We start from the raw sequence: 25437 nt of genomic DNA on the forward strand, positions 1-25437 counted from the left end.
GATATGAAATGCTTAAGGTTGAGTTCGATGAAGACCGGTGTAAAGGCTGTGAACTCTGCACGGACGCTTGCCCCAAACATCTAGTGAGTATGGCTGAGCATTTAAATGTCATGGGCTTTCATCCTGCTGTTGTTCTCGACCAGGAAAAATGTATTTCCTGCGGTTTTTGTGCCAGGATGTGTCCGGACGTCGTGATCACGGTGCGAAAGGAGGAAAAAGGAAATGGCTAAAGTGCTCATGAAAGGAAATGAAGCTCTGGGAGAAGCGGCAGTTCGTGCCGGCTGCCGCTTCTTTTTTGGATATCCGATTACCCCTCAAAATGAGATCCCCCATTATTTGGCGAAACGCCTTCCTGAAGTAGGCGGAGTATTTGTCCAGGCTGAGTCTGAAATTGCAGCTATTAATATGGTCTATGGCGCAGCCGGAAGCGGAGCGCGGGTTATGACCTCTTCTTCAGGCCCGGGAATAAGTCTTAAACAGGAAGGAATAACCTATATCGCCGGAGCGGAACTGCCCTGTGTTATTGTCAATATGCAGCGGGGAGGTCCGGGACTCGGCAGTATTCAGCCGGCTCAGTCCGATTATTTTCAAGCGGTTAAAGGCGGCGGGCACGGGGATTATAAATTGCTCGTTTTAGCTCCGGCTACAATTCAAGAAATGGTGGATTTGATGGGAAAAGCCTTTGCTTTAGCCGATGAATATCGCAATCCTGTGATGATCCTGGGAGATGGAATTCTCGGTCAAATGATGGAAGCAGTCGAATTGCCGTCCGAAAGCAAGATGCCGGAAATCCCCTCCAAGCCTTGGGCTACCACGGGTGCCAAGGGGAGAAATCCCAACCTTATAAATTCTTTATTTTTGGACCCGAGTGAGCTTGAAAAACATAACCTTCACCTGCAAGAGAAATACACACGGATGGGTAAAGAGGTTTTGTGGGAGAATTATAAGACGGATGACGCCGAGTTAGTGCTTGTTGGCTATGGCTCTTCGGCCCGGGTTGCCAAAGCGGTTGTCGATCAAGCAAGAAGACGGGGATTGAAAGTCGGCTTATTCCGGCCTATCACCTTATTCCCTTTTCCCAAGCAGGCGCTTCAGGAAGCCTGTCGGCAGGCCAGCCATGTTTTGACTGTTGAGATGAGCCTGGGACAACTTGTCGAAGATGTTCGCTATAACTTGGAATTTAAGGTGCCCGTTCATTTTTACGGACGTGTCGGAGGTATGGTTCCCACGACCCGTGCTGTTATGGAAGAGGTTGAACGCTGGCTGAATGTTGAGCAAAGGAGGGAAGACGCATGATCACTGTTTTCGAACGACCAGAGTCACTGACCTCAGCTAAGACTCACTATTGTCCGGGCTGTACCCACGGGATTATCCACCGCCTTGTTGCCGAAGTGATTGATGAGCTGGGGATCCGGGAAAAGACGATCGGGGTTTGTCCGGTGGGATGTTCGGTTTTGGCCTATAATTACTTTAATTTGGACATGCAGGAAGCTGCCCATGGCCGGGCTCCTGCGGTGGCTACCGGAATTAAACGGGTTCACCAGGATAAGATAGTTTTCACCTATCAGGGTGACGGCGATCTTGCCTCCATCGGCACCGCTGAAATCATTCACGCCGCCGCCAGAGGCGAGAAATTTACGACAATCTTTGTCAACAATGCGATTTACGGTATGACAGGGGGGCAAATGGCACCGACAACCATTCTTAACCAAGTAAGTCAAACTTCGCCGCAAGGCAGAGATCCCTCGACCCAGGGGTACCCTATTCGCATGTCGGAACTTTTGGCTACAATTGAAGGCTCCGCCTATATTGCCCGTGTATCCGTGCACAACCCTCAGGAGGTTCTTAAGGCTAAAAAAGCCATAAAGACGGCTTTCGAATTGCAAATAGCAGGGCGGGGATTTACCTTGGTTGAAGTGTTGTCCACCTGCCCAACCAACTGGGGCTTTACTCCGAAAGAAGCGTTGCGCTGGTTGGTCGAGAACATGATTCCCGTTTACCCCCTTGGCGTCAAGAAAACAGTCGAGGAGGGGAAAATCTGATGCTGCAAGAAATTATCCTGGCGGGCTTTGGCGGGCAAGGGGTTATGTCCATGGGTCAGCTGCTTGCTTATGCAGGCCTGGAGGAAAATAAGTTTGTCAGTTGGATTCCTTCTTACGGTCCTGAAATGAGAGGGGGAACGGCAAATTGTTCCGTTACAATATCCGATGAAGAGGTTAGTTCTCCCATTATTACAGAACCAAACACCTTAATTGTCCTGAATCGTCCCTCTCTGGAGAAATTTGAAAAAGATGTCCAACCTAATGGGTGGATTCTTCTCAATTCTTCCTTTGTCGATCTGGAGCCGCAGCGGCGGGATCTGAGTGTTTTAAAAATCCCGGCTATGGAAATTGCCAGTGAAAAATTGAACAATACCCGTGTGGCCAATATGATTATTCTTGGGGCCTTTGTTCAATTGACAGGTGCCGTGAATCTTGAATCAGTCATAGGAGCTCTCAAAAAAGTCTTGCCGGACTATCGGCATCATCTGATCCCTCTTAACCGTCAAGCCTTGGAGTTGGGAATAGACTTAGCCTTAAAGGCTCTTTAATATAAAAAGCAAAGTGTTTGGAAAGCAGCTAGTTATTGTTTAGCTGCTTTTTTGTATTTGAGGGTGCAATTGGAGTAAACTATGATTAAATGGTCGGAAAGAAGGATTGGTTGTGAAGGATAAGCAAAAATTGTCTGAAACACGGATCGAGAGTGAAGTGCTTTTTGCAGGGCGGATGCTTCGTTTGGAACGGGATAGAGTTTTGCTGCCCAATGGTGTGGAGGCGTCGCGTGAAGTAGTAAGGCATCCGGGAGCAGTTGCCATCGTCGCTTTGCAGGATCAGGAGATTCTTTTAGTGCGGCAATATCGTTATGCAATCGCACAGGAAACTTTAGAAATTCCTGCCGGAAAAATCGATCCGCATGAATCCCCTTTAGCCTGTGCGATTCGGGAACTTCGGGAGGAAACGGGCTACCGTGGAGTTATGGAACCTATGGGGACATTTTATACAACACCGGGTTTTTCGGATGAAGTGATGCATCTTTTTTTGGCTCGGGATCTGGTCTGGGACCCACTGACGGCGGACGAGGACGAATTTTTAGATGTCGAGAAAATCCCTTGGCAGGAAGCTCTTAAGCGTGTCCGGCAAAATGAGTTTAACGATGCCAAAACTGTATTGGGAATTTTGCTTGTTCAGGGGAAGATTGAATGATTTATGCCGATTTGCATATTCACATCGGGCAAAGCCTGGATGGGAAAGCTGTCAAAATTACCGCTTCAAAATCCTTGACATTGCCGAATATTTTGAACGTTGCCCGTGATATTAAGGGTCTGAACCTTATCGGGATTGTCGATGCCCATTCTTCAGGCGTTCAAGAGGACTTTAAAGCCCTGTTAGCCTCCGGGCAGCTTCAGCCGCTGGCCGGAGGCGGATATCTGGCCGGAGGTTTAACAATCATTCCCGGACACGAAATCGAATTGCAAATAGGCGGGGGGAGTGCTCATTTTCTGGCCTATTTTCCCTCTCTTGAACAGGTAAAGAAATATGTCCGGGAATTAAAGCCAACTACAAAAAATTGGCAGCTCAGTACCCAAAAGGCGTATGTTTCTGCTGATACCTGGCTAAAGGCTGTACAAGGGGCGGAAGGAATATGGTTTCCGGCTCATGCTTTTACTCCCCATAAAGGAATTTATGGAAACTGCTGCCGCCGGCTTAAGGATGTTTTGCCAATGATGCCCCAGGCTCTGGAAATTGGCTTAAGCGCTGATCGAGCTATGGCCAAAAGCATCAATGAGCTGGAAGCGGTTGTTTTATTCAGCAACTCAGATGCTCACTCCCTGGCAAATATCGCCCGGGAATACAATTCTTTGACAGGCGTTGAGCCTTCTTTCGGCGGGCTGTGGGATTTATTACAGAAAAAGCCTCCCAATGCCGTTCGCAATTATGGGCTGCCCCCTCAGGCGGGCAAATATCATCGGACCTATTGCTTGCAGTGTGAACGCGTTGTCTTGGCTTCCCCGCCTCAGTTATCCTGCCCGTCTTGTGGAAGCCAGCATGTCGTGATGGGAGTCTTAGACCGGTTGCTGAGCATCGCTGATAAGGAAGCGGAAAATCATGATCCTTCCGGCTATGTCTATCAGGTTTCGCTTCAACAGCTCCCGGGAATTGGGCCTAAAATGTATCAGAGATTATTAAAATCTTTCGGAACTGAAATGACAATCCTGCATGACGTTCCTCCAGAAGATTTGCTGCCTATAGCCGGAGAAAAAGTGACAAGCTGGATATTGAAAGCCCGAGGTAATGAACTGAAGTTTCTTTCCGGTGGAGGAGGTGTATTTGGCAGAGTTGTGGACATACTTTCCCCTAAAGAGGAATAAAATTCCATAGAAAGGATGGGGGGAGTAGGCATGTGGAGACAATTAAATGAACATATTTGTAAATACTGGGTAATCTACCTTACGCTTTCGATCGTCTACTTAGCGGGAGTGGTGTTTGGGGTGCTGGGAGTCAAAGCCTTGGGAGATTCGGCGATATCCCAGCTGGGGAAATTTCTGGATACGCTTTTGCAAAATCAGCCGGCGGCTTTAAATCCAACCTTTCTCGGACAATTGGCGAGAGACATGTTTATAGTAATGGCCGGGATCTGGATTTTAGGGCTTACTATTATCGGAGCCCCATTAATTTACCTCATCGTTTTTACCCGGGGTTTTATTCTTGGGTTTACGATTAGTTTTATCATTGGTTTTAAAGGAATATTGGGGCTTGGTTTAATTCTGACTTCCGTTTTGATTCCTGCCCTCTTAGGGACTCCTTTATTACTTTTAGGAGCCGGTTTGGCGACAATCTTTTCCTTTTTATTGCTCAGAGGGAAGGCGAGGGGAGAATCTCTGCGCAGAGAGTTTTTGTACTATACTGCCGCCGCCGCTTTTGTTTCCTTGGGTGCGGCTTTTGTGGGCGTGACTCAAGGGTATTTTTCAGTGTTGGGCATTAGGGTTTTGGGTTTGTAGGCCCCCAAAACGCTTAGATTGTCCGATAATGTGAAATTTGCTCGCTTTGTTCAGAGGGACATGTAAATCTGCAAAATTATGCACTGATTAAATTTGCATGCATATTTATGCAGAGTTAATCAGTGCCTTTAAAGCAGTACCGGAGTGCTTGGCCTATGCGAAAGCCTGATAATTCAAACAAATTCTTTCTGCCCAAGGGATTTGCCTGCTAAACTATTTATTTGCTTGCTTCTGGCACGATATTTGCATTATAATAGCAAAAGCAAGGACTAATGATGAAGATGGAGGTTTGCATTATGCTGATTGGAGTACCGAAAGAGATTAAAAACAATGAAAATCGTGTAGCTATTACGCCCGCGGGTGTCCATGCTTTTGCTCTGACTGGGCATCAGGTTGTTGTCGAAAAGTCCGCCGGTGAAGGCAGTGGGATCACCGACCAAGAGTATGTTGCGGCTGGTGCCCAAATTTTGGATTCTGCGGCCGACGTCTGGAACGCGGATATGATTATTAAAGTTAAAGAGCCCTTAGCTTCTGAGTATGATAATTTCAAGCCGGGACAAATCTTGTTTACTTACTTACATTTGGCTAATGAATTGGAACTGACCAAAGCACTTATGGAAAAACAAGTCGTTGGTATTGCTTACGAGACGATTCAGCTGGACAATGGTTCCTTGCCTCTGCTTGTTCCTATGAGCGAAGTGGCTGGACGTATGTCAATCCAAATCGGGGCACAATTTCTAGAGAAGCATTACGGTGGCAAAGGCATGCTTTTGGGAGGGGTTCCGGGAGTGTCACCGGCCAAAGTTACGATTATCGGCGGAGGAATTGTAGGCACGAATGCGGCAAAAATGGCGGTTGGACTTGGTGCCAATGTTATTGTGATTGAAAAAAGCGCGCAACGGCTGCGGGAGATTGACGATCTTTTCAATGGCCGGGTTAAAACTCTGATGTCGAATCCCTTTAATATTGCCGTTAGTGTCGCTCGGGCGGATTTGCTGGTCGGAGCTGTGCTTATTCCTGGTGCCCGCGCTCCGCACCTCGTTACGGAAGAAATGGTAAAAACCATGACTCCCGGAAGCGTGATCGTCGATGTGGCTGTTGACCAAGGCGGAAGTATTGAAACCATTGACCGGGTGACGACACATAGCGATCCTGTCTACCTCAAGCATGGCGTGGTGCATTATTCCGTAGCCAACATGCCTGGAGCCGTGGCCCGGACATCAACCTTTGCTTTGACGAATGTCACCTTAGGCTACGCTTTAGACATTGCCAATAAAGGATATTTCAAAGCAATACAGGAAAATCGCTCTTTACGCAAAGGTATTAACGTTATTAACGGTAAATTAACTTATAAAGCCGTAGCTGAGTCTTTAAACATCATGTATACTCCTTTGGAAGAAGCCTTGCTCTAATGCAGTCCTCTTTGAGGATTTAGCGTCTTAGTCTAGAGGGAGAATTTATCAGAGTGGAACTCGTTTAAACCGAGTTCCACTCTTTTTAGTGCCGGGCGCGCGAATAGAGTGTGTTGTTGTAGTATCGCCTTGGGGCTCCTGCAATTTTGCGCCACTTCTTTTGATTCAATTATAAAGCTTTTAAAAAGGCCAACTTTCACTCATTATTCACAGGAATATAATGGGAATATGAATTGCATTATAATTTTACGAGCCGTTAAGGGAGTGAAAGGCATTGACTCATACGCATACGCAGATGGTTCCTATATATGGACATTATCCGCATCAAGTCCACTGGTACCCTTTAAATTATACGGGCGGCTACGAACCCGCTTGGTGGGAACAATTTGAAGAACAGTTTGAACCCCCTTGGATCGAAACTATGGAGAAACGCCTTGGCTTTTTGCCCGGGAGGGAACCGATCTGGTGGGAACTCTTCGAAGAAAATTTTGAGCCGGACTGGTTACAGAGGTTGGAACGGAAAATGGGCATTCCTCAGCCATTTAATCCGCGTTATGATTTGCCGGTAAGACATTATTAAAGCGGATTAGTCAGCGGATAAAGAATTACTGGGACCGGGTAAACATACCGGTCCTTACTTTTGGGGGGATAAGGACAAGCGGGAGATGCATAAGTTTTAAGGATAGGGGGGAGTTTCATGCCGAAAAAACAATGGAGAGATTTTTTCTTGTATTTGGGAAGAGTATTTCTCCTCCTGATTATCCTCGCCGTACTGCTGCCGAGGTTAGCAGCAGTGTGCAATATTTGGATTTCGTCGCTGCTGCATGATGATCACAAACCGATGGGCAACCCTATGCGGGTCGAAGCTCCGGATTGGACTAAGTCTGTGCTGCAGTTGTTCCCGGTTTCCCGGAAAGAGTGATAATTTCCTTGAGAATCGAGGGTGAACAAGGAAAAGCGCCTGTCCGTGTAGAATTGAAACCTTAGTCTAAAAGGGGGAGATTCTATGACCTCCATGGAACAGCTTTTGAAGCAGTATTTGACATTTCTGCATGTTGAGCGAGGGCTTTCTCTGAACACCCGGCAATCCTATGAACGTGATCTGCGGCAGCTTTTCATTTTTCTGGAGCGGCGGGGAACTGATGTTTTCCAATGCGAATCCAATGACCTTTTTTTATTCCTTTTTCAGTGGAAAGAGCAGGGCAAATCCCCGCGAAGCATTGCTAGGTGTAATGCCACCTTGCGAGGCTTTTTTGCCTTTATGTGGGATGAAGGACAGCGCAAGGATAATCCGAGTACTTATCTCGTAACGCCAAAGTTAAACCAATCTCTTCCGAAAGTGTTGTCCGAAAGGACAATGGATACACTATTAAAAGCAAATGAAAGTTCTGATTTTGCCTTGCGGGATTTGGCAATGTTGGAAATTCTCTATGGCAGCGGCCTGAGGGTTTCGGAATTGATAAATCTCCAAGTTAGCGATGTAGCACTGGATGTAGGGTATATCCGCTGCCTGGGCAAAGGAAATAAGGAACGGATTGTGCCTTTAGGAGAGCCTGCTATACGGGCTGTCAAGAGTTATATTGACGGTCCGAGAAAGCGTTTAGGCGGCAAGAAAACGACGGATATCTTATTTTTAAATGCCCATGGATCTCCCCTGACGCGTCAAGGGGTGACCTTTATTCTTAAAAAATGGGGAGCAGCTCATGAGGTTAGGGGAGCAATTTCGCCCCATATGTTTCGGCACAGTTTTGCAACTCACCTGCTGGATCATGGTGCCGATTTGCGTTCGGTGCAAGAACTGTTGGGACATGCAGACATTGCTACGACTCAAATATATACTCATTTGACAAGGAAACGCTTGTTGGATGTTTTCAAAAAATCGCATCCGCGCGCTGATGGGTCATCATGAGTTGTTGTTTAATGGGATAAATGTTGGGAGGTTAGACTATGACACGCAGTATTATTATTGTTTTAGATAGTGTGGGTATCGGAGAAATGCCGGATGCCGGCAACTATGGGGATGTGGGAAGTCACACTTTGCGCAATATTGCCAGGCATGTGGGGGGACTGGAGCTGCCCAATTTGGCCAGGCTTGGTTTAGGCAACATCGAAGAGATCCCGGGGATTCCGCCCCAGGCACAGCCTATGGGGAATTACGGCAAAATGGCCGAGGTTTCTTTGGGCAAGGACACGACCAGCGGGCATTGGGAGATAGCCGGGGTCATTCTGAAAAGGGCCCTGCCGACCTTTCCCCAGGGCTTCCCTCCGGAGTTTATTCAGCGTTACGAGCGGGCTATCGGCCGAGGCGTGATCGGGAATGAAGTAGCTTCAGGCACTGAAATCATTCAGCGTTTGGGAGAAGAACATATGCGGACAGGCAAGCCCATTGTGTATACTTCAGCCGATTCGGTCTTTCAAGTGGCTGCTCACGAAAACGTTGTTCCCTTGCCGGAACTTATGCGTTATTGCCAACTTGCCCGTGAAATGTTAACGGCTGAATTACAAGTGGGCCGGGTAATTGCCCGTCCTTTTTCAGGACAAGCCGGTCAGTTTTATCGTACCTCGAATCGTCATGATTTTGCTTTGCAGCCTCCCGGCAAAACCTTATTAGATTGTATCGTCGATAGAGGTCTCGCGGTCAATGCGGTGGGGAAAATCCATGATATTTATGCAGGCAGGGGAATTACGGATTTTATAGCGACGAAGAACAACATGGAGGGTGTCGATAAAACCTTAGATTACATGGCAACAACCGGCAGCGGTTTGATTATGACCAATCTCGTGGATTTTGATATGGTCTATGGGCACCGCAATGATGCGCCAGGATATGCCGGCGCCCTGCAAGACTTTGACCGGCGTTTGCCGGAACTGTTGGCCCGTTTGCGCTCCGATGACTTGCTGATCATTACGGCCGATCATGGCTGCGATCCAACGCTGCCGGGAACGGATCATACGCGGGAATATGTCCCCTTGCTTGTTTACGGTCAGACGATAAAAAGCGGCCTGAATTTAGGCCTGAGATCAACCTTCGCCGATTTGGGAGCAACCGTCGCGGAGTTTTTAGGGACCGAGCCTTTGGCTGTGGGGACAAGTTTCTGGCCCAAAATTCGCAAAAATTGAGGATGGGAGTCTTTGTTCATGAGAATGGTGGATGTTATTGAAAAAAAGAAACACGGCGGAATTCTTAGTCAGGACGAGATCGATTTTGTCGTTCAGGGATACGTAAACGGTGAAATTCCCGATTACCAGGTGTCGGCTTTTCTGATGGCTGTTTACTTTAAAGGCATGGCTAAAAGAGAGATTGCCGACCTGACCTTGGCCTTCGTGAATTCCGGCGATAAAAATGATTTGTCATCCATTCAGGGGATTAAGGTTGACAAGCATTCTTCCGGAGGAGTAGGGGATAAACTCAGCCTCGTCATTATCCCTCTTGTCGCCTCTGTAGGAGTACCGGTTGCCAAAATGTCCGGCAGGGGGCTGGGTCATACGGGTGGCACGATCGATAAGCTTGAGTCCATAGAAGGCTTTAAAACGGTGTTGGATAAAGAAACATTTATCGAAAATGTCAATAGACATAAAATGGCCATAGTGAGTCAGAGTTCTAATTTAACTCCGGCAGACAAAAAGATTTATGCTCTTAGGGATGTGACTGCAACGGTAGACAGTATACCTTTGATTGCCAGCAGTATCATGAGTAAAAAAATAGCCTCCGGTGCCGACTGCATTGTTTTAGATGTTAAGGTCGGTTCCGGCGCCTTTATGAAATCAATCGCTGAAGCAGTTGAATTGGCCAGGACTATGGTGGAAATCGGCAAATCCTTAAACAAAAAGACAATAGCAATTGTCACAGATATGAGCCAGCCCCTTGGACACGAAGTGGGAAATGCCAATGAAGTCAAAGAGGCAATTCAAATTTTAAAAGGGGAAGGAGCGGAAGACGAGACAACAATAGCTTTAACCTTAGCCTCCTACATGGCGATTTTGGGTGGGGTTTTTGAAGACTTTGCCACCGCTTATGCTGAACTTGACCGAATCATTAAATCAGGCCGTGCAGTCGAAAAGTTTAAGGAATTAGTTCGCATTCAAGGCGGAAACCCCGAAGTTATTGACAATCCCAATATGCTTCCCCAAAGTAAGTATCATATTGAAGTCAGGTCTTCAGAGAGTGGATATGTTTCCGCGATTGATGCCGAGAAAATTGGGCTGACGGCTATGCTGCTCGGGGCAGGGAGAGCAAAGAAAGATGATGTTATCGACTTCTCGGCAGGAGTTACCATGCTGAAAAAAGTTGGAGACAAGGTTGACAAGGGAGACGTTCTTTGCATTTTGCATACGAATTCCGCAAACGCTCAGGAAGCTATTGCCATATGTCAAAGATCCTATTCCTTTAGTACCGGGGAAATAAAACTCAGTAATTACATTCATGAGATAATACAGTAAAAAATGCTTCTTGCCTCCCCCTCAGCGCAAAGCTCTTTTGCCCATGAAGGTTCCCGCGAAATATTCATAAATTCCCTGTCCTGATGTATATGATAGATAAGGTGCAGGTAAGGGGGAAAGTTCATGGCACGGGAGAAAACCATTTATCCCTTCGCTGAAGGGCTGACTACAGGAGATGCCTACGCGGTTCTGGGGAGTGTCCCGAAATTTAAGAAGCATAAACATGCCTGGAAGGTTTGGCGGGCTTTGAAAGAATTTGGCTGTTTAGTCTATCCTGTAGCAGAAGATTTAAAACGACTTGACGGCAGTAAAGTTTATGCCAATATCACAGAACTCAAGGATAGAGTAACGGTCATCGTGCCCTGCTTATTGCCGGAGGCCTTGGTTTCTCTTGTTTCAGAGGCTTCAATGTCGGGAGCGGGTAAAATCTGGTTTCAAGAGCAGACATGGAGTCCGGCCTTGCAGCAGGAATGCGAGGAACTGGGAATTCAAGTTTTTCGAGGATGTGTTCTTAGACATAAAATATATCCTCCCTTGAGTTTGCGCTATCTTAATCCGTGTTACTGGCACGGTTTAGAGGATCTTAAAGTTCCCTCGAAACGATTTGGTCTGCGTTGAAAAGCTGGAATAACTATTTTTTACGGACAACGTTATTGCTTATAGCACTAAGCCTTTAGATTGCCATTCGGCAGATCTGAAGGCTTTTTATGTTTTGTCCGGATAGCGCTGCTTCTTTAAGCGATTTAACCCTATATCCGATATAATTTTCCTTTTCGGGAATAATAACATCAAATTTAGCGAGGAGGAGTCAAAATGCGAAAAGGATTAGCCATTGTTCTTGCTTTAATGCTTGTGCTCGGCAACATAGGCTTCGCCAATGTCCGAACTGTATTAGGAGCGGAGATTGAAACCGATGCTGCGAGTGCTATTTTGATGGATGCCGCTTCCGGCCGGGTTCTTTATGAAAAGGATTCCCATAAAGAATTGCCGCCGGCAAGTGTTACTAAGCTCATGACTTTGCTTGTGGCGGCAGAAGCCGTTGAGTCCGGGAAAGTTAAATTAACGGATAAAGTGACTGCCAGTGAGAACGCCAGTAAATTAGGCGGATCGCAAATCTACCTTGAACCCGGAGAAACTCTCACTTTGGAACAACTGTTAATCGCCATCGCCGTAGGTTCGGCAAACGATGGCTGTGTTGCTGTAGCGGAACATATTGATGGGACTCATGAAGCCTTTGTGGAAGAAATGAACCGCAAAGCCCAGGCCCTAGGTCTGAAAAATACACATTTTGTCAATGCCTATGGCTTACCGGCCGAGGGACATTATACAAGTGCCTATGATCTGGCCGTGATTGCCAGAGAAACTCTTAAATATCCGCTGATTCGGAAATTAACCAGTATTAAAGAGTATGATTTGCGCGACGGCAAATTCAAGCTGTGGAATACGAATAAACTTCTTTGGTGGTATCCGGGGACGGATGGCTTTAAAACCGGCTGGACCAATGAAGCTAAATACTGTCTTGCTTCTACCGTTGAGAGAAACGGCTTAAGGCTGATTTGTGTTGTCATGGGCGTACCGCAAGTTCGCGGGCATTTTGCGGAATCCATGAAAATCTATAATTATGGTTTTGCCAAATATCAGTTTAAAGCATTTGCTCCTGCCGGCCAAAAACAAGGAGTTGTCAAAGTTCACAAAGGGGTGGCAGATGAGGTAAACGCAGTTACGGAAAAAGCCTTGGGTGCTACGACGGAAAAAGGAAATGATAAAAATTTCTGGGTCGAAACTAAGCTCAACCCAGAAATAAGTGCTCCGATTCAAAAAGGGCAAAAATTAGGCGAAGTTCTGCTCTACCGCAATGACGTTTTGCAATCAAGTGTCAATTTAATTGCGGAGAATTCTGTTGCCAAAGCCGGCTTGGCGGATCAAATGAAACGCACTCTGCGGGGAGTCATAGGGTATTAATCCGACCGTTTCTTGGATGACGTCTCCGAATCAGGCTTAGAATTTGATTTTGCTTTGGTTGCCGCATCATCAGGCGCAAATTTGGAGTCAGAGACAGAGGGTTCGTCAATTTGGGATAGTTCGCGAATCCTTAGGAGAGCCGCCCGCTCAATCCTGGAAATTTGAACTTGCGATAGATTTAAGAGACTGGCGATTTGACTCTGGGTTTTATCTTCGTAAAAACGCATTAAAAGGACACGTTTTTCCCGTTCGGGCAATTTATCCAAAACTTCATTGAGGGCAATTTTGTCAAACCAACTAGGATCAGGCCCCTTTTCGGTGGAGAGCTGATCGAGAACATAGATGGGATCGGAGTCATCCTGATAGAGGGTATCATAAATGGAAGTAGGACTTTGAATGGCTTCCAAGGCGGCGACGATCTCATCCCGTTCAACCCCAATGTTCTCGGCGATTTCTCCGATAGTTGCCTCACGGCCTAATGAGGCAGAAAGTTCATCCCGGGAGCGATTTACTTTGTACACTAATTCTTTATAGGAACGAGGAACTTTCAAAGGGTGATCGTCACGGAGAAAACGGCGGATTTCTCCGATGATCATCGGCACTGCGTAAGTTGAAAACTTTACACCATAGGAGAAATCAAATTTATCGATTGCTTTTATGAGACCTATTGTTCCGATTTGAAAAAGGTCTTCCATTTCATAGCCGCGGTGAGCAAAGCGCTGAACAAGATTAAAAATAAGCTTCAAGTTGCAGTTAATTAAACGCTCACGCGCTTCAGTATCTCCTTCCTTGGCAGCGCGGAGGCTCTCCATCATCTCTTGATCAGAGAGCAGGGGAAAGTGAGGAAGATTCATATCCGTTAGTCGTTGAATCATATCACGCCCTCCTAATGAGACGCGCTGGATGATTGTTGGAGTTTCTTTAGCATTGTCACGGTTGTTCCTACATTAACAACAGAATCGACTTGGAGATCATCCATAAAGGATTGCATAAAGACAAAGCCTAGGCCCATCCGTTCGGGATCGGTGCTGAAAGCAGGCTGCATGGCTTGCTCTACATCCCGGATTCCACATCCTTCATCTTTCACAACGATCTTGAGGGTGTCGCTGGTGACTTCCAAATTGAGATAAACGATTCGGTTTGCTTGATTTTGGTAACCGTGGATGATGGCATTGGAAACCGCCTCGGAGACTGCAACTTTTAATTCTTCGATGTCGTTGAGAGGCAGGTCCAATTGTCCTCCAACTGAAGCAATGAGCAACCGTGCAATGCCGACATTTTCGGCAATACTCGAAAATGTTAGGGCCAATTGATTCGATTTCATTTACGCTCTCCTTCCTTCCTCATAAGCATGGGCTTCGTCTTCATAGAAGCTGATGATTTTAGGCAATCCTGACAATTCCATGATTTTGTAAACATTGGGAGGCACATTTGTGATTTTAAGTTTCCCCCCTAGGGCCAGCAGCTTCTTGTACCTCCCAAGAATAACTCCCAGTCCGGAGCTGTCGATGAATTGAACGTTCTGAAGGTTGAGAATGACCGTGCGAATCCCCCTCTTTTCGATCTCGATGTCTATAGCTTGTCTCACAGCGGCTGAAGTGTGCATGTCCAGTTCTCCGTCTAAGCGTAAGAACAGGGTAAGGCGCTCTATCTTTTTTTCAAGGTTCAAGACCATCCCCCCTAAATTAAATTCGTATAAGCTGAAAGTGCTTGAAGTCTGATTCTAGTGGTGAAGCGAAGGAGAGAACGAAAGTTTTTAGCAATGGTGATGTAGGTTTGCAGCTAACAGTGTCCCAGATGGTATAATAAGGAATTCGTCGTTACCCATAATTTTCCTGCTAATGCGATTAAAGAATTCTTGGCAAGCTCTGTCGAAATATCTGCGGTTTTGGGGCACATAAGTATAATTTAGCCGTTTTTCATTAATAATACAAATTAGTCTGTATAAGGGAGGCAGTTGGATGGCTGATCAAAATCTTCGTCCCCCAACTATTTCAGTTTCTCCGCAACAATATAAAACCTTAGCGCAAAAGTATACGCCTAAACCTACCGTAGCCAAAAATGTGTTGCGGGCTTTCTTTGTTGGAGGAATTATTTGTGCACTGGGTCAGGTTATTGTCAATTTCTTTTTGTTTCTTGGTTTGGCACGCTTGGAAGCATCGAATGCGGCTACGGCCACAATGATCTTTTTAGGTGCTTTACTGACGGGGTTGGGTGTTTATGATGAGATTGGAAAATTTGCAGGAGCCGGTTCGATTGTCCCGGTCACAGGTTTTGCCAATTCAATTGTTTCTCCAGCCATGGAATTTAAACGTGAAGGATATGTTCAAGGAGTCGGGGCAAGGCTGTTTACGGTTGCCGGTCCTGTCCTTGTCTATGGCATTGCTACCTCGATTGTGATTGGGGTTATTTTCTATTTTGTGCGTTGATGAATGGAATTGTTTTTTAGCGGAAAAATTTTGATTATGGGCTATGAAGGGGGATGAATGCCTGACATGGATTTAAGGCGAAAGGGTAACCAAACCGTGGTATTTGCCAATCCTCCGGTAATATTAGCGTCTTATGCGGTAGTCGGTCCTAAAGAAGGACAAGGCCCTCTGGGAAAAACTTTCAGCAATGTGTGGAAGGACCAGTTGAATGGCGAAAAGTCCTGGGAACTGGCGGAAAGCAAAATGCTCCAGGAAGCCCTGCAAGGGAGCATTGATCAATCGGGCCTGGCCAAGGAACAAATTGATTTCCTCTTGGCAGGGGATTTGCTCAATCAAATTGTCTCTTCGAACCTGGCGGCGCGCCAAATTGCCCTGCCGTTTATTGGCGTCTATGGCGCCTGCTCAACAATGGCCTTGAGTCTGGCCCTGGGAAGTATGTTGATTGACGGTGGATTTGCACAAAATGTCCTCATTGGCGTATCCAGTCATCATGATACCGCGGAACGGCAATTTCGTTTGCCGACGGAACAGGGCAGTCAAAGGGCGATGAGCGCCCAGTGGACTGTGACGGGGGCAGGGAGTGTACTTCTTGGCAAGCAAGGTGCGGGGCCGAGAATTACTGCGGCAACCCTGGGCAGGGTCATAGATTATGGGGAAACCGATGCCAACAACATGGGTGCGGCGATGGCTCCCGCCGTTGCCGATACGATTCTCAATCACTTTCAAGATTTGCAGCGTAAAGCTCAGGATTACGACTTAATAGCTTCCGGGGATTTAGGAACGGTAGGTTTAGCTTTGGCCGCTGAAGTACTGAAACAGAGCGGTTTGGAGATGGGGACGGGCTTTACGGACTGTGGTGTCAGAATTTTTGACGCCTCTCAGGATGTTCATGCCGGAGCCAGTGGTTGTGCCTGCTCCGCCGTTGTTTTTGCCGGAGAGCTTATGCAAAAACTTAAAGCGGGAGAGCTGAAGCGAGTCATGCTGGTTGGGAGCGGCGCTTTACACAGTCCGACATCGGCAATGCAAGGAGAGTCCATCCCGGGAATAGGACACGCGGTCGTTATTGAAGCCTGAAAGGGGTGATTTGATGTTTAATATGATTGTGCCGGCTTTTATTGTCGGCGGATTGATCTGTGTTGTAGGGCAGTTACTGATGGATTTGACGAAACCGTCTTTTACTCCGGCCCACGTCTTAGTTTCCTTTGTAACCGGCGGAGCAATTCTGGGAGCTTTAGGGGTGTATGAACCCTTGATAAAGCTTGGAGGAGCCGGGGCCACGATTCCTTTATCCGGATTTGGCTACACTTTGGCTAAAGGAGCTATAGATGCCGTTGGGAAACGCGGGATTATCGGAGCTTTGTCAGGCGGCATCGAAGCAACGGCCGTTGGAATTGCCGCAGCCGTATTTTTTGGTTATTTGATGTCCGTAACCTTCAATCCCAAAGGGTAGGGCAATTATATAATCCGAATCTTCAAAACACGAACTACGAATCATGAGAAGGGGAGGTAAGGCATGGGTAATAATTCGAGTGAGAAAAACACTCCCGTCAGTAAAAACTATCAAGAGAATGTCGATTACATCAATAATGAATTGGGAGTTCCGGATAGTTTTGACATAGTCCTGAGGGAGATGTCCATCGGCGGCAAAAAGGTAGCCATCTATTCTGTCAACGGGATGGTTGACACGCATGTGGCCAGTTATATTTTAGATGCTTTAATTGACCTCGAACGTTCAGATTTGATCGTTAATGCCCTGGATAAATTGGTTAAAGGGCGCATTGTTGATTTGCAGGTTTCAGAAGTCCAAACAATGGATAAAGTGTTCTATTTTGTTTTGTCGGGTCCGATGGCAATTTTCGTCGAAGGGCAAGAGAAAGCGATTATCGTCGATGCCCGGACCTATCCTTCCCGCCAGCCCTCCGAACCGGATATTGAGCGCGTCACTCGGGGGTCCCGCGACGGTTTTACAGAGACTTTGGTTATGAACACAGCTTTAATTCGCAGACGTCTGCGCGATCCCAAACTGCGTATGAAATTGGTTCAAGTTGGAGGACGTTCCAAAACGGATGTCTGCATTACCTATATTGAAGATATTACTAATCCGGAGATGGTCAAAAAAATTCAAAACGACCTTCAAGAAATCAAGATTGACGGGATTCCTATGGCCGAAAAAAGTGTGGAGGAATTTATTCTCGGCAGTAAATTTTGGAACCCTTATCCTCGGGTGCGCTATACGGAACGTCCGGATGTTGCCTCTATCCATTTGTTGGAGGGACACGTTGCGATTATTGTGGATACCTCGCCATCCGTTATCCTGGCGCCGACAACGTTTTGGAGCCATTTGCAGCATGCGGAAGAATACCGCCAGGAACCTATTGTTGGAGCCTATCTTCGCTGGATACGTTTTGCCGGTGTCTTTTCCGCCATGTTTCTGCTTCCTCTCTGGCTGGGGGCAGCCCTTAATCCCCAATTACTCCCGGATTGGCTCCAATTTATCGGCGTTTCTAAACCGGCCAAAATTGGCCTGTTTCCCCAAGTAATTTTAGCGGAATTTGGGGTTGATCTCTTGAGGATGGCGGCGGTCCATACTCCCGCCCCCTTGGCCACAGCGTTAGGTTTGATCGCAGCCTTTATGTTGGGCGACATTGCCGTTAAAGTGGGAATGTTCTCTCCGGAAGTAATCCTTTATGTTGCGGTGGTTGCCGTGGCGACCTTTGCGACCCCAAGCTATGAACTGGGGTTGGCCAACAGATTAGCACGTTTGTTTATTATCGTTATGACCGGTCTTTTTAATTTCTGGGGATTTTTAATAGGAGTGGCTCTTCTCTTCTTTCTTTTATGGAGAACGAGATCTTTTGGCGTACCATATCTCTGGCCTCTTCTGCCCTTAAATATCAAGGCCCTGGGAACAGTTTTAGTGAGATCGCCGGTGCCGATTAAGAATTCACGTCCAAGTATTTTAAAACCTCAAGACCCGGTTCGGCAGCCGGGGGGTAAGAATAAATAGAATGAGAAAGGATGCCAGAAGTGTGAAAATAGGGTTTCCGCGTGCTCTTTTTTATTATGATTATTTTCCTTTCTGGGCCGGCTTTTTTTACCGGCTCGGTATCGAGGTGGTGACATCTCCGCCAACGAATCGTCAAATTATGGAGGATGGCCTTAAGAAAATCAGTGACGAAACGTGTTTGCCCCTAAAGCTTCTTGCCGGTCATATTCAGGCTTTAAAAGATGTCGATGCGATTTTTTTGCCGCGCATGGTCAGTGTGGAAGCCGATACTTACAATTGTCCTAAGTTTTTAGGAATACCGGAAAGTCTTCTCCCGGCAGTTCCGCCTGAAATTCCGGTTCTCAGCGCTGTCATTAATTGGCGCGGAGGTCAGCGGCAGGTTCTCAAAGACCTCCGGAAGCTGGGCTTAGAGCTTGGCAAAAGTAAGCAAGAAATTCGTGCGGCGTTCAGAGAAGGACAAATGTGGCAGCAACGTTATCTGGATTCAAGAGGAACAGGCTGGAATTTTGAGCAGGAAATGCGTGAAATTGAACATTTCGCGGGGGGACAGAGGGATGCCGTGGTATGTTCCCCTAAACTCGTACCGGAGTCCGGCAGAGACAGTGTTTTGACTCCTTTAAAACAAATCAGCCAGGCGAAACAGCGCCTGAAAATTACTTTAATCGGACATTCTTATTTAATACAAGAGGCCTATGCCAATCTGAACCTGCTTGGGCGTCTGCGCGAAAAAGCGGAAATACAGTTAGTTCAGCATGTTGAACCCAACGAAGTCGAAGAGAATTTGACAGGGTTGCGCAAAAAGCTGTTTTGGAATCATGCCAAACAAATTTATGGGGCGGGAAATAAATTCGCTCAAGATCGAACGATTGACGGGATCATTTATCTGACCTGTTTTGGCTGTGGCACGGATTCCATGGTCCAGGAATTAGTAGCGCGCAAAGTGCGCGACCAACATAAGCCTTATATGGTGATTACTCTCGACGAACATACCGGCGAAGCCGGGCTAGTCACTCGCCTTGAGGCCTTTCTGGACATGGTCGAAAGGAGGAAGGCTCGTGAAGGTAACATTTCCGCACATGGGGAATGCCTGGATCGCTATTCAAGCTCTCTTTGAATCTCTGAATATTGAGGTCGTTGTTCCGCCTGTCAACAACAAACAAACGTTGACATTAGGTACTAAACTGGCACCTGAAGCAGCTTGTTTGCCTTTAAAACTGAATCTCGGGAATTATATCGAAGCGTCGCAGGAGGGTGCGGATACAATTGTCATTACCGGAGGAATTGGCCCTTGCCGCTTTGGCTATTATGGGGAAGTAGAACGGCAAATTCTCAGAGATGCCGGATATAACTTGGAGGTCGTGACCCTTGAGCCTCCTGATGGAAGTTTGAAGGGATTGGCCCAACGCATTAGGTATTTAGCCGGGACCAAGAATTCTTGGCCCTCTATCCTTAAAGCTTTGCGCTTTGCCTATCTGAAATGTGTAGCCTTAGATCAAGTTGAAGACTTAATTCATGCTGCACGGCCCAGACTGCCTGATCCCCAAGAGACCGAGCTTCTTTATGAAGAAAGTAAAAAACGCCTGGCGCAGGCGATGACCGTGAAAGGGGTCCAGGCTACGGTTCGCTGGCTGCAAGAGAGTATTCGGGATCGCCAGGCTAAAGGACATGCTCCTGGGGAAAAACATCGTCCGTTGCGTATAGGAATCATCGGAGAAATTTATACCATTTTAGATCCCTATACGTCTGTGGGGATAGAGGAACAGCTGGGGCATCTGGGAGTAGAGGTGGATCGCTCAATTTATCTTTCCGGCTGGGTGGGAAATCACATTTTTCAAGGTCTGGCCCAAGGTTATCGCTCGATTCGTTCCTACCATAGCCATGCCAAACCCTTTCTGCCTCATTTTGTGGGCGGACACGGCCAGGAAACGGTTGGTGCCGCGGTTAAATTCGCCAAGGAAGGATTCGACGGGATTATTCAGCTTTTCCCTCTCTCTTGCATGCCTGAGATTGTGGCCGCCAGCGTATTGCCCCGAGTTCAAGAGACTTATCAAATACCTATAATGACACTCATTGTCGATGAGCATACGGGGCAGGCAGGAATACAGACCCGTTTAGAAGCGTTTGTCGATTTATTGGAAAGACCTCGGCAGAAACGTATTGCCAAAAACACTAGAGAGGGTGTGTCGGTTGTTGGGGGAAGATAATTTTTATTTAGGCGCCGATGTTGGGTCGGTCAGCACGAATTTAGTGCTGCTGAGTGAGGATGACAAAGTGGCCTTAACCCTTTATTTGCGCACTCAAGGGCGGCCTATGCAGACGATTCAGGAAGGAATGAAAATCTTAAGGTCAAAGATCGGAAGTGCCGCCAAAATACTGGGAGTAGGAACAACAGGGAGTGCACGGCAGCTTGCTGCGACGCTGCTGGGGGCTGATGTTATCAAAAATGAAATTACAGCCCATGCAGTAGCCGCCTCGCGCGTTGACCCTTCGGTGCAAACGATTCTGGAAATCGGGGGACAGGATTCTAAAATCATTGTTCTGCGCGATGGGGTTGTCTCTGATTTTGCCATGAATACCGTGTGCGCCGCCGGAACGGGATCATTTCTTGATCAGCAGGCGGCGAGACTGGGTATACCGATTGAAGAGTTCGGACGTTTAGCCTTGGAGGCCAAAAATCCCGTTAAAATCGCCGGGCGCTGTTCCGTTTTTGCGGAATCCGACATGATCCACAAGCAGCAATTGGGGCATGCTCTACCTGATATTCTGGCCGGACTCTGTCAGGCAATGGTTCGCAATTACTTAAATAATGTCGGCAAGAACAAAGAGATACGGGGGCCGATTTTTTTCCAGGGAGGTGTGGCGGCTAACCCGGGAATTTGCCAAGCGTTTGAAGAGGAGCTGGGCCAGCCTGTAATAGTACCGGAACATTATGGAGTGATGGGGGCCTTGGGGGCCGCTTACTTAGCCCAGGAAAAGGTGACAATGAATCCTGAGCAGAGAACCCGCTTTAGAGGTTTGCATTTAGGGGAAACCCAATTTAACGCCCAAAGCTTTGAATGTTCCGGCTGTGCCAATCGTTGTGAAGTGATTGAGATCTTACAAGACGGCTCAAGCTTGGCAAGGTGGGGAGATCGTTGCGGCAAGTGGTCAAACGCTCCTAGAGTTGGCCACAATCAGAAAAAAAGCAAAGAAGAGGAACAGCGGGGAGCATAGTCAGCATAAGATTTAGAGACGTGTACTTATATTCGCTCCTCAAAACTTGATTTAAAAATGTTTTGACCTTCAACGCAAAGTCTGGTATACTAATAAAAATTTTATACCTCATCTCTTTGGAGGTGTGGTAGAGGCGCGAATGACAATAGTACTGTGGAGAAGGCCGCGTAACCGATGAATCCATAGAAAAGGGGATTTCGCCGAAGCCCAAAAAGATCGCGATTTTTGGCGCTGGTCCTGCGGTAAAGAATTGCAGGACTGTCACATGGTGCTTCTTACATCGTGTGGAGAACTACTCCCAACAGGAGAAGAGGGTCAATGTTTACGTGCAGTTGTACGGCAGCAGAGGACCTCCTTCTGTTGCCGTTTCTATTTAAAAGCTTGAACAGTATAGCTAGAGTGATTGGGGAGGAAAAAACATGAGACTGCACGGTACTCAACAAATTAATGAACAAGGGCACTTGGAAATCGGCGGGTGCGACACAGCAAAATTAGCTCAAGAATTTGGAACTCCTTTATATATCATGGATGAGGCCCACATTCGGGAGATCTGCAGACGTTACTATAAGTCCTTCGTTGAGGGTCTGGAAAATGCGGAGGTGATTTATGCCTCTAAAGCTTTTTCCACCTTGGCTATGTGCCGTATCGTTGAACAAGAGGGACTGGGCTTGGATGTCGTTTCGGGCGGAGAACTGTACACTGCGCTGCAGGCCGACTTTCCGGCTGAACGCATTTATTTTCACGGCAACAACAAATCGGCGGAAGAGCTGACTATGGCTCTAAAAGCCGGCGTTGGACGTATCGTCGTTGACAATTTTTACGAAATGGACCTTTTAAATGAACTGGCTCAAGATATGCAGCAATCTGTGAACATACTTCTCAGAGTGACTCCGGGGATTGAAGCTCACACTCATGAATACATTCAGACCGGTCAAATCGATTCCAAGTTTGGTTTTACACTTTCCGACGGCACTGCAGATCGAGCCTTAGACCTGGCGCTGTCCTATGCCAACTTAGTTGTCAGAGGAATCCATGCCCATATTGGCTCGCAAATTTTCGAGCTGGATTCTTTTAGTCACGAAGTTCAAGTGATGGTTCAATACATGGCCGATATTCTTGAGCGTACAGGATACCTGCTGCAGGAATTGAACCTGGGCGGAGGATTTGGAATTTACTATGCTTCCGGCGATACTCCCGCTCAAATTGAAGATTATGCCGGAACTGTTCGCGACGCTTTAGAGGCCGCGTGTCGTGTTTATGGGTTTCCGATTCCCAAAATTATCATTGAACCCGGCCGTTCAATTGTCGGTACTGCCGGAACGACTCTTTATACGATCGGATCGATTAAGGAGATCCCCGGGATTCGAAAATATCTTGCCGTAGATGGGGGAATGGCGGATAATCCGCGCCCGGCCCTTTATCAGGCCCGTTATGAAGCGGTTTTGGCTAATCGTGCCAATGAAGAGACAGCTGAAGAGGTTTCTATCACCGGGAAATGTTGTGAATCCGGAGATATGCTGATTTGGGATATTAACTTGCCCCAAGCTCAGTCCGGGGACTTGTTGGCAATATCCTGCACAGGTGCTTACAATTATTCCATGTCTTCCAATTATAACCGCCTTGCCAGACCGGGGGTAATTCTGGTTGAGGGCGGTCATGCGGATGTTATTGTAAAACGGGAAAGTCATGCGGACTTGTTAAGGAATGATGTTCTGCCTGAGCGTTTAGCCTATTTGCCGATGGCCAGCCGCTAAAATAAAAACTAAGGACCCGTGTGCCTGATGCATAAGGGTCCTTTTATTATGCCTTAATATCTTTTTTGAGGGCGAACGAAAGCCAGATCAAGAGCAACTAAGATTAGAATCGCGATTAAAATTAATGTCAAGCTGTTCGGGGTAACCGGCATTGAATAGGCTGTATTGGGAATATAAGCGGGGGCGTAGGCTAGAGATTGAGAGGGAAGGCTGCTTAATCCGGGAGAAGGGTAAGAATACGAAGGTGGGCAGTTTGAGGGTGAATAGGCGGGAGCGGGGAAATGGCGCTGTTGTTCGTACGGCGAAAAATAGGGAAGGGTAGAGGGTGCGGGGGGATACGCCGAAAAATTTTGCGGTACCGGATAGTGGTTGGAATTCGATACTGAGTTATTTTGATGAAAGAGCAAAGGTGCCCTTGTGACTGGTGCATAAATACGGGCGTTGCCGGGAATCAAAACAGTCCCCCCTTTCCGATAATCACCCGTTTTGACTTGCTGTTTTAGCTACGAGAGATAGTTATTTTTCCTGGTTAAAAAGCCGACACGGCAGTGTGGATTATTGGGGGGGTGCTGACGTCAAACCCCGTTCCTGAGTTGGGCTGAGGCTTCTGCTTTTGTGAAAAAGACTGACACTGTCTCGATTAGGAGACCAAGCTTCATTTTCATACAGGAATTCCGGGGGTTCGGCGTGGGATAACTTGGGAAAACGGAATAGTTTCTTCATAAGATTGGCAGATGTCCTTGGCAAAACATCATACTGGAATTCTGTTTCCGGGCTGGTGATGTCGGTCTCCGTTATCTCTTGTACGTCGTTATTGTCCGAAGCTTTAGTGTTAAGCAGGCATCTAAAAATATCCATAAATATACACCTCGCATGGTATTATATGTAATATTTCTAACTGTGGACCACCGCGGGGACAGAAAAAGTTGCTAAAAATTACATCTAAATTCCGGAATATTTTAAGAGGATTTGTTTGATGCTAGAAAGTAGAATTTTGCTTTTTAGCGAGGTGGACTCGGGTGCTGCGAAAAAAATACGGATCATTAGTCCGGGTCTGCAAGGTATATGGCCTACTATTTCTGTTTGGGGTTTTTCTGGGGGCCGGCTTTGTGTTGAGTCCTATCATTTTTGGTCAAGTCTCAGGGGAGCCGGGAACCCTCAAAGCTTCTGAACACACTCAAGAAAACATACCCTCTCAAGCGGAAGAACAACATGCGGCTGTATCGGAAAATAAGCCAATACAGCAAGAGGATTCCGGCACAAGTCCTCCTGCCAATCCCCTGGCAGTTCCTCCCGCGGCCCCCCCGGCCAATTCAGTACCGGTACTTAAGGATAAGCGGATTACGGTACTTTTAGTAGGTGTTGACCGTCGGCCTAATGAAAAATCTTTAAGCAACACAGATACGTTAGTGGTTGCCAGCGTTAACACGGAAAATGGCAAAATAGCCCTTATTTCTATACCGCGTGATACTCAGATAACGATTCCTGGGTATGGCAAGGGTAAAATCAATGCGGCCGCCCGAATTGGCAAGGGACTTGATACCACATCCGGCTTGATTGAGGGATTAATAGGTCAGCCCATTGACGGTTATATTCTCACCAACTTTTCAGGCTTCAAAGAAATTATCGATACTTTGGGGGGAATCACGCTTACGGTTGAGAAGGAAATGCATTATGTAACCGGAGACAAAACAGATGGCATTATCGATTTAAAAAAAGGAACCCAGCGTTTAACGGGAGCACAGGCTTTGCAGTATGCCAGATTCCGTCAGGATGCTTTGGCGGATATAGCGAGGACAGCGAGGCAACAGGCTGTTTTAAAGTCAATAGGGAAGGAATTGTTCCAGGTTAAGACGATCCCTAAATTACCGTGGCTGATTCCTCAATTCATGAAATCTGTGGAGACAAATCTTTCCCTCAGCCAGATATGGTCCATGGCGAATATCTTACTTCGAACCGGAACGCCTGAGGTTGCCTCACAAACGTTACCGGGGGATTTTCTGACAGAAGACGGAATCAGTTATTGGAAGGTCGATCCGGAGAGGGCTCGGGCAGTGGTCCGCAAGGTGTTTGAGGAAGGAAAAACGACATCTGTATTTTTTAAGTAAAAGACGATGCTTTTATAAATCTTTCAAAGGTATTGCCCACCTGTTCCGCCCTGTCAATTTTGGACAGGGCAGTT

Annotated in this window: 28 protein-coding genes and 1 riboswitch; of the genes, 24 read left to right on the forward strand and 4 right to left on the reverse strand. The window is 47.0% G+C overall.

Annotation, left to right across the window (positions count from 1 at the left end; genetic code table 11):
* Positions 1-8 precede the first annotated feature (8 nt).
* The 15 genes from REC12_RS19380 to REC12_RS19450 all read left to right on the forward strand — a co-directional run bounded on the left by REC12_RS19380 (position 9) and on the right by REC12_RS19450 (position 12852).
* A complete protein-coding gene (locus REC12_RS19380) occupies positions 9-230 on the forward strand; it encodes a 4Fe-4S dicluster domain-containing protein (RefSeq protein ID WP_308897341.1) in 222 nt (73 codons plus the stop codon).
* Positions 223-1296 carry a 3-methyl-2-oxobutanoate dehydrogenase subunit VorB gene (locus tag REC12_RS19385; protein WP_308897343.1) on the forward strand — a complete coding sequence of 358 codons (1074 nt, stop codon included), beginning with the start codon at positions 223-225 and terminating at the stop codon, positions 1294-1296. The genes REC12_RS19380 and REC12_RS19385 overlap by 8 nt, the downstream gene beginning before the upstream one ends.
* Positions 1293-2042 (forward strand): thiamine pyrophosphate-dependent enzyme, encoded by a 750-nt coding sequence (locus REC12_RS19390; RefSeq protein ID WP_308897345.1) that lies wholly within the window; start codon positions 1293-1295, stop codon positions 2040-2042. The genes REC12_RS19385 and REC12_RS19390 overlap by 4 nt, the downstream gene beginning before the upstream one ends.
* Positions 2042-2590: a 2-oxoacid:ferredoxin oxidoreductase subunit gamma family protein gene (locus REC12_RS19395; protein ID WP_308897347.1), complete on the forward strand. Its 549-nt coding sequence runs from the start codon at positions 2042-2044 to the stop codon at positions 2588-2590. The genes REC12_RS19390 and REC12_RS19395 overlap by 1 nt, the downstream gene beginning before the upstream one ends.
* A 112-nt stretch (positions 2591-2702) precedes the next feature.
* Positions 2703-3242, forward strand: a complete 540-nt coding sequence (locus REC12_RS19400; RefSeq protein ID WP_510167179.1) for an NUDIX domain-containing protein — start codon at positions 2703-2705, stop codon at positions 3240-3242.
* Entirely contained in the window at positions 3239-4408 is a 1170-nt protein-coding gene (locus REC12_RS19405; RefSeq protein WP_308897349.1) for an endonuclease Q family protein, read from the forward strand. The genes REC12_RS19400 and REC12_RS19405 overlap by 4 nt, the downstream gene beginning before the upstream one ends.
* 30 nt (positions 4409-4438) lie before the next feature.
* Positions 4439-5038, forward strand: a complete 600-nt coding sequence (locus REC12_RS19410; RefSeq protein ID WP_308897351.1) for a stage II sporulation protein M — start codon at positions 4439-4441, stop codon at positions 5036-5038.
* Between the two features lie 296 nt (positions 5039-5334).
* Positions 5335-6450 carry an alanine dehydrogenase gene (ald, locus tag REC12_RS19415; RefSeq protein ID WP_308897353.1) on the forward strand — a complete coding sequence of 372 codons (1116 nt, stop codon included), beginning with the start codon at positions 5335-5337 and terminating at the stop codon, positions 6448-6450.
* A 274-nt stretch (positions 6451-6724) separates the two neighbouring features.
* Complete coding sequence (locus REC12_RS19420; RefSeq protein WP_308897355.1) at positions 6725-7030, forward strand: hypothetical protein; 306 nt, start codon at positions 6725-6727, stop codon at positions 7028-7030.
* A 117-nt stretch (positions 7031-7147) separates the two neighbouring features.
* Positions 7148-7372, forward strand: coding sequence for a hypothetical protein (locus REC12_RS19425; RefSeq protein ID WP_308897357.1), 225 nt, complete (start codon positions 7148-7150; stop codon positions 7370-7372).
* An 84-nt stretch (positions 7373-7456) separates the two neighbouring features.
* A complete protein-coding gene (xerD, locus tag REC12_RS19430) occupies positions 7457-8359 on the forward strand; it encodes a site-specific tyrosine recombinase XerD (protein ID WP_308897359.1) in 903 nt (300 codons plus the stop codon).
* Positions 8360-8397: 38 nt separating this feature from the next.
* Positions 8398-9570, forward strand: coding sequence for a phosphopentomutase (locus REC12_RS19435; protein WP_308897361.1), 1173 nt, complete (start codon positions 8398-8400; stop codon positions 9568-9570).
* An 18-nt stretch (positions 9571-9588) separates the two neighbouring features.
* Positions 9589-10890, forward strand: a complete 1302-nt coding sequence (locus REC12_RS19440; RefSeq protein WP_308897363.1) for a pyrimidine-nucleoside phosphorylase — start codon at positions 9589-9591, stop codon at positions 10888-10890.
* A gap of 123 nt (positions 10891-11013) precedes the next feature.
* Positions 11014-11508: a CoA-binding protein gene (locus tag REC12_RS19445; RefSeq protein WP_308897365.1), complete on the forward strand. Its 495-nt coding sequence runs from the start codon at positions 11014-11016 to the stop codon at positions 11506-11508.
* A gap of 195 nt (positions 11509-11703) precedes the next feature.
* The gene (locus REC12_RS19450; RefSeq protein WP_308897367.1) at positions 11704-12852 is read left to right on the forward strand and encodes a D-alanyl-D-alanine carboxypeptidase family protein; all 1149 of its coding nucleotides are present in this window, start codon (positions 11704-11706) and stop codon (positions 12850-12852) included.
* On the opposite strand, the gene sigF is transcribed toward REC12_RS19450, so the two are convergent.
* Genes sigF through spoIIAA form a run of 3 tightly spaced genes read right to left on the reverse strand, consistent with a single transcriptional unit; the run spans position 12849 to position 14521 of the window.
* A complete protein-coding gene (sigF, locus tag REC12_RS19455; RefSeq protein ID WP_308897369.1) occupies positions 12849-13727 on the reverse strand; it encodes an RNA polymerase sporulation sigma factor SigF in 879 nt (292 codons plus the stop codon). The genes REC12_RS19450 and sigF overlap by 4 nt on opposite strands.
* A gap of 11 nt (positions 13728-13738) precedes the next feature.
* A complete protein-coding gene (gene spoIIAB / locus REC12_RS19460) occupies positions 13739-14176 on the reverse strand; it encodes an anti-sigma F factor (protein ID WP_308897371.1) in 438 nt (145 codons plus the stop codon).
* Positions 14177-14521, reverse strand: coding sequence for an anti-sigma F factor antagonist (gene spoIIAA / locus REC12_RS19465; protein ID WP_308897372.1), 345 nt, complete (start codon positions 14519-14521; stop codon positions 14177-14179).
* A gap of 292 nt (positions 14522-14813) precedes the next feature.
* Here spoIIAA and spoVAC point away from each other — a divergent pair, with 292 nt between their 5' ends.
* From spoVAC to lysA, 8 genes are all read left to right on the forward strand, one after another.
* Positions 14814-15281, forward strand: coding sequence for a stage V sporulation protein AC (gene spoVAC, locus REC12_RS19470; protein WP_308897374.1), 468 nt, complete (start codon positions 14814-14816; stop codon positions 15279-15281).
* Between the two features lie 66 nt (positions 15282-15347).
* Positions 15348-16355, forward strand: a complete 1008-nt coding sequence (gene spoVAD, locus REC12_RS19475; protein ID WP_308897544.1) for a stage V sporulation protein AD — start codon at positions 15348-15350, stop codon at positions 16353-16355.
* A 13-nt stretch (positions 16356-16368) separates the two neighbouring features.
* Entirely contained in the window at positions 16369-16731 is a 363-nt protein-coding gene (gene spoVAE, locus REC12_RS19480; RefSeq protein ID WP_308897376.1) for a stage V sporulation protein AE, read from the forward strand.
* Positions 16732-16794: 63 nt separating this feature from the next.
* Positions 16795-18288, forward strand: a complete 1494-nt coding sequence (locus tag REC12_RS19485; protein WP_308897378.1) for a spore germination protein — start codon at positions 16795-16797, stop codon at positions 18286-18288.
* A 22-nt stretch (positions 18289-18310) separates the two neighbouring features.
* Positions 18311-19402: an acyl-CoA dehydratase activase-related protein gene (locus tag REC12_RS19490; RefSeq protein WP_308897380.1), complete on the forward strand. Its 1092-nt coding sequence runs from the start codon at positions 18311-18313 to the stop codon at positions 19400-19402.
* Positions 19344-20492 (forward strand): acyl-CoA dehydratase activase-related protein, encoded by a 1149-nt coding sequence (locus REC12_RS19495; protein ID WP_308897382.1) that lies wholly within the window; start codon positions 19344-19346, stop codon positions 20490-20492. Before REC12_RS19490 ends, REC12_RS19495 begins: the two co-directional genes overlap by 59 nt.
* Entirely contained in the window at positions 20476-21501 is a 1026-nt protein-coding gene (locus REC12_RS19500; RefSeq protein ID WP_308897383.1) for an acyl-CoA dehydratase activase, read from the forward strand. The genes REC12_RS19495 and REC12_RS19500 overlap by 17 nt, the downstream gene beginning before the upstream one ends.
* A gap of 120 nt (positions 21502-21621) precedes the next feature.
* A riboswitch (Lysine riboswitch) is annotated at positions 21622-21804 on the forward strand.
* 116 nt (positions 21805-21920) lie between these two features.
* On the forward strand, positions 21921-23255 hold the full coding sequence (gene lysA / locus REC12_RS19505) for a diaminopimelate decarboxylase (RefSeq protein WP_308897385.1): 1335 nt from the start codon (positions 21921-21923) through the stop codon (positions 23253-23255).
* Positions 23256-23810: 555 nt separating this feature from the next.
* Here lysA and REC12_RS19510 read toward each other — a convergent pair.
* A complete protein-coding gene (locus REC12_RS19510) occupies positions 23811-24113 on the reverse strand; it encodes a hypothetical protein (protein ID WP_308897386.1) in 303 nt (100 codons plus the stop codon).
* Between the two features lie 161 nt (positions 24114-24274).
* Here REC12_RS19510 and REC12_RS19515 point away from each other — a divergent pair, with 161 nt between their 5' ends.
* Complete coding sequence (locus REC12_RS19515) at positions 24275-25363, forward strand: LCP family protein (RefSeq protein WP_308897388.1); 1089 nt, start codon at positions 24275-24277, stop codon at positions 25361-25363.
* The last annotated feature ends 74 nt before the right edge of the window (positions 25364-25437 follow it).

Origin of the sequence: Candidatus Desulfosporosinus nitrosoreducens (genome assembly GCF_030954495.1) — a bacterium.
Lineage (GTDB): Bacteria > Bacillota > Desulfitobacteriia > Desulfitobacteriales > Desulfitobacteriaceae > Desulfosporosinus > Desulfosporosinus nitrosoreducens.

What these genes read in the sequence shown, in the direction of transcription:
- sigF (WP_308897369.1), bottom strand. Translation starts at nt 13,727, where the DNA reads ATGATTCAACGACTAACGGATATGAATCTTCCTCACTTTCCCCTGCTC.
- REC12_RS19425 (WP_308897357.1), top strand. Translation starts at nt 7,148, where the DNA reads ATGCCGAAAAAACAATGGAGAGATTTTTTCTTGTATTTGGGAAGAGTA.
- spoVAD (WP_308897544.1), top strand. Translation starts at nt 15,348, where the DNA reads ATGGATTTAAGGCGAAAGGGTAACCAAACCGTGGTATTTGCCAATCCT.
- xerD (WP_308897359.1), top strand. Translation starts at nt 7,457, where the DNA reads ATGACCTCCATGGAACAGCTTTTGAAGCAGTATTTGACATTTCTGCAT.
- spoVAC (WP_308897374.1), top strand. Translation starts at nt 14,814, where the DNA reads ATGGCTGATCAAAATCTTCGTCCCCCAACTATTTCAGTTTCTCCGCAA.
- REC12_RS19435 (WP_308897361.1), top strand. Translation starts at nt 8,398, where the DNA reads ATGACACGCAGTATTATTATTGTTTTAGATAGTGTGGGTATCGGAGAA.
- spoVAE (WP_308897376.1), top strand. Translation starts at nt 16,369, where the DNA reads ATGTTTAATATGATTGTGCCGGCTTTTATTGTCGGCGGATTGATCTGT.
- REC12_RS19450 (WP_308897367.1), top strand. Translation starts at nt 11,704, where the DNA reads ATGCGAAAAGGATTAGCCATTGTTCTTGCTTTAATGCTTGTGCTCGGC.
- lysA (WP_308897385.1), top strand. Translation starts at nt 21,921, where the DNA reads ATGAGACTGCACGGTACTCAACAAATTAATGAACAAGGGCACTTGGAA.
- ald (WP_308897353.1), top strand. Translation starts at nt 5,335, where the DNA reads ATGCTGATTGGAGTACCGAAAGAGATTAAAAACAATGAAAATCGTGTA.
- REC12_RS19395 (WP_308897347.1), top strand. Translation starts at nt 2,042, where the DNA reads ATGCTGCAAGAAATTATCCTGGCGGGCTTTGGCGGGCAAGGGGTTATG.
- REC12_RS19440 (WP_308897363.1), top strand. Translation starts at nt 9,589, where the DNA reads ATGAGAATGGTGGATGTTATTGAAAAAAAGAAACACGGCGGAATTCTT.
- REC12_RS19380 (WP_308897341.1), top strand. Translation starts at nt 9, where the DNA reads ATGCTTAAGGTTGAGTTCGATGAAGACCGGTGTAAAGGCTGTGAACTC.
- REC12_RS19390 (WP_308897345.1), top strand. Translation starts at nt 1,293, where the DNA reads ATGATCACTGTTTTCGAACGACCAGAGTCACTGACCTCAGCTAAGACT.
- spoIIAB (WP_308897371.1), bottom strand. Translation starts at nt 14,176, where the DNA reads ATGAAATCGAATCAATTGGCCCTAACATTTTCGAGTATTGCCGAAAAT.
- REC12_RS19510 (WP_308897386.1), bottom strand. Translation starts at nt 24,113, where the DNA reads ATGGATATTTTTAGATGCCTGCTTAACACTAAAGCTTCGGACAATAAC.
- REC12_RS19410 (WP_308897351.1), top strand. Translation starts at nt 4,439, where the DNA reads ATGTGGAGACAATTAAATGAACATATTTGTAAATACTGGGTAATCTAC.
- REC12_RS19405 (WP_308897349.1), top strand. Translation starts at nt 3,239, where the DNA reads ATGATTTATGCCGATTTGCATATTCACATCGGGCAAAGCCTGGATGGG.
- REC12_RS19385 (WP_308897343.1), top strand. Translation starts at nt 223, where the DNA reads ATGGCTAAAGTGCTCATGAAAGGAAATGAAGCTCTGGGAGAAGCGGCA.
- REC12_RS19485 (WP_308897378.1), top strand. Translation starts at nt 16,795, where the DNA reads ATGGGTAATAATTCGAGTGAGAAAAACACTCCCGTCAGTAAAAACTAT.
- REC12_RS19445 (WP_308897365.1), top strand. Translation starts at nt 11,014, where the DNA reads ATGGCACGGGAGAAAACCATTTATCCCTTCGCTGAAGGGCTGACTACA.